The sequence below is a fragment of the Microcystis sp. M53603_WE2 genome, from assembly GCF_030065435.1.
In genome coordinates, this window is record NZ_JASJFF010000171.1 from 1 (window position 1) to 2,749 (window position 2,749).

The 2,749-nt window shown below is 37.8% G+C and carries 4 protein-coding genes and 1 pseudogene; all 5 read left to right on the forward strand.

From position 1 onward, the window contains the following. Positions 1 to 657: 657 nt before the first annotated feature. The gene (locus PX481_RS03765; RefSeq protein ID WP_002764059.1) at positions 658 to 942 is read left to right on the forward strand and encodes a ribbon-helix-helix domain-containing protein; all 285 of its coding nucleotides are present in this window, start codon (positions 658 to 660) and stop codon (positions 940 to 942) included. 228 nt (positions 943 to 1,170) lie between these two features. Beyond that, positions 1,171 to 1,434 (forward strand): type II toxin-antitoxin system RelE/ParE family toxin, encoded by a 264-nt coding sequence (locus PX481_RS03770; protein ID WP_002758027.1) that lies wholly within the window; start codon positions 1,171 to 1,173, stop codon positions 1,432 to 1,434. Between the two features lie 223 nt (positions 1,435 to 1,657). Then, positions 1,658 to 1,768 carry an anacyclamide/piricyclamide family prenylated cyclic peptide gene (locus PX481_RS03775; protein WP_071822769.1) on the forward strand — a complete coding sequence of 37 codons (111 nt, stop codon included), beginning with the start codon at positions 1,658 to 1,660 and terminating at the stop codon, positions 1,766 to 1,768. 19 nt (positions 1,769 to 1,787) lie between these two features. Then, complete coding sequence (locus PX481_RS03780) at positions 1,788 to 2,180, forward strand: hypothetical protein (RefSeq protein WP_002758025.1); 393 nt, start codon at positions 1,788 to 1,790, stop codon at positions 2,178 to 2,180. Further along, a pseudogene (locus PX481_RS03785) lies at positions 2,177 to 2,356 on the forward strand (HNH endonuclease); the annotation flags it as partial. The gene PX481_RS03780 and the pseudogene PX481_RS03785, both read left to right, overlap by 4 nt. Positions 2,357 to 2,749: the final 393 nt, after the last annotated feature.

Below are 2,749 nucleotides of genomic sequence, written 5' to 3' on the forward strand. Positions count from 1 at the left end.
GGATTTAGTCGATTTATGCCCCCCTATCGAACCATACCAAGTAACGAAGAACCGTAAACTTGAAGGGAAACTTGAAGGGAAGCTTGAAGGGAAATTAGGGCTCTTCGGTTTGTGTTATGCCATGGATGGGGGTTATAAGGAATGAAACCCTTATAGAGACAGACATTACCGCAATTTTTGTCAATTGTTTGCGATCTAGAGCGAACTAATCAATTAAATCTCTTGCCAGATAAGGATTTAGTCGATTTATGCCCCCATATCGAACCATACCAAGTCCCGAAGAGCCGAAATTAGAAACAATTCCCCTTCTGGTTAGGTGGGGACTTAATGAAGAACAAATTGCACGGGAATTAAATCTAAGAGTTGAGATTGTTCGTCAATTTATTACTAATCAGAACAATTAAAACTTTTGAGAGATTGCTTCGGGGGGTGAAGAAGCGGGGAGCAGGGGAGAGGGGGAGCAAGGGAGTACGGGTTTTTGCTTTTGCTCTTCTGCTGTCTCCCTTTTCCGGCTCACGAGTGCTAGAAGATTTAGGTTCAGGGAGATGAACCCGTCTATCTCGCAGTCTGTCCAAAATCTGTTAAAATTATAAGATGCTAAAAAGTCTGCGCTATAATACTCAGCTAGGATGATATAAAAGTAATTATGGAGAAGCGATGAACACTATCCAACTGACACCGGAAATAGAAGATTTGATTGCTCAACAAATTAAAACAGGAAAATATCAAGATGATTTAGCCGTTATTCAAGAGGGATTGCGTTTATTGGCAGAAAGAGACAGAATTTACCGAGGAAGATTTGAAGAATTGAAACGGGAAGTTATGATTGGCGTTGAGGAATTAAGACGACAGGAAGGAATTAATGGCGAAGAGGTTTTTTCAGAATTAGAAGAAGATTTACAACAAATAGAGGCTAAAGTTTTCCCAATGAGTCAGAAATAATGTCAAAGATTATTTGGTTCTTCGGTAATTGTTATGCAATGGACGGAGTTATAAGGGATGAAACCCTTATAGAGAAGGACATTGATGCGATTTTTGTCAATTGTTTTTGCTCTAGAGCGAACTAATCAATTAAGTCTCTTGCCAGATAAGGATTTAGTCGATTTATGCCCCCCTATCGAACCATACCAAGTAACGAAGAACCAAGATATTTTCTCACCCTCAGCTAGATTGGATTTAAAGCAAGTTAATAGTTACTTGGCTGGGAAAAATCCGCAAGCTGCTAGAATTTTAAAAGAAAAAATCCAACAGGCTTGTAAAAAATTAGCTAAATTCCCCAATCTGGGACGTAGGCGCGATGAGTTAATCCCTAGCTTACGAAGTTTTCCTGTAGAAGATTATCTAATCTTTTATTTTCCTCTTGAAAACGGAATTGAAATCGCAAGAGTCGTGAATGGATATAGAGATTTAGATGCTATGTTTGATGTTGATTAAGAAAGCGATCGCATCCATCTAAGGGTATCATTCTTCCCTGCTCCCCAATAGCATCTGGTGTTTTTTTTTTTCTTCGGGAAATTTAAACAGAAAAACTGTAATAACATTGAACAGAGATAAAAAACTATAACAAAGATAGATAAAAACTCAGAATAAAACTTTTGAATCTGAGACAAAATTAGGTATAAAGAGAGCAGATCAAAATGATTGGAGGACTTACCCCATGAAAACTAAAAAACTGACACCCCGCAATGCTGCTCCTGTCCAACAGGAAAATACCGCTACCGTCTCTCGTGATGGTAATGCGATTGCGATCACTTCGCTGCACAATTAGTTCAATACTCCTTAGACAAATGACTCAAATTACTATTGATTTACCCGTCAGTTTAGTTGAATCAGCCCAATGTTTAGGAAAGGCTACAGAACGAGAGTTATCAGAGGTTTTAATTGATACCTTAGAAATCATTTTGCCTACCTTTAATAATCTCTCAGCTGTGGGCAATCATCTTGAAGTTTCCCATCTTTTAGATTCCGAAATTATTGAATTAGCTAATTCAAAAATGGATGCTGTTCAAAATCAACGCTTGGGAGAGTTACAAGCTAAGGGAAAAAATACGGGCTTAACCGAAGCCGAAGGCTATGAATTATTAGTTTTAATCTCAATTTACCAAATGGGACAATTAAGAAAGTCAATAGCCTTAGCTGAAGCCGTTAAACGAGGTTTGAGAGAGCCTTTAATACCATGAGTTTTCTCATAGAAACCTTACGCCAAAAAGTTAAACAACGGGCAGGAAATCGCTGTGAATATTGCCTAATTCACCAAGATTATATTATGAGGAGATTACAAATTGATCATATCCAACCTTTAGCTAAAGGTGGTGCTAATACAGAAGATAATTTATGTTTAGCTTGTGAATTATGTAATCAATATAAATGGATTCAAACTGAGGCTATTGATCCCAAATATGAGGTGTTGGTTTCCTTATTTAATCCTCGCCTTCAAAAATGGCAAGAACATTGTACTTGGACTCAAGAGGGAACGGAAATTATGGGAGTAACGGCTTGTGGTCGAGCAACAATTGTAGCTTTAAGATTAAATAGTAATCTGGCTGTTATTGTGCGTAAAAATTGGGTTAAAGCTGGTTGGCATCCACCTGATTTGCAGACGGAATCTGGTTCTTCGGTTTTTGTTATGCAATGGACGGGGGTTATAAGGGATGGAACCCTTATATAGAAAGGCATTTGGCGATTTTTGTCAATTATTTTTGATCTAGAGCGAACTAATCAATTAAGTCTCTTGCCAGATAAGGATTTA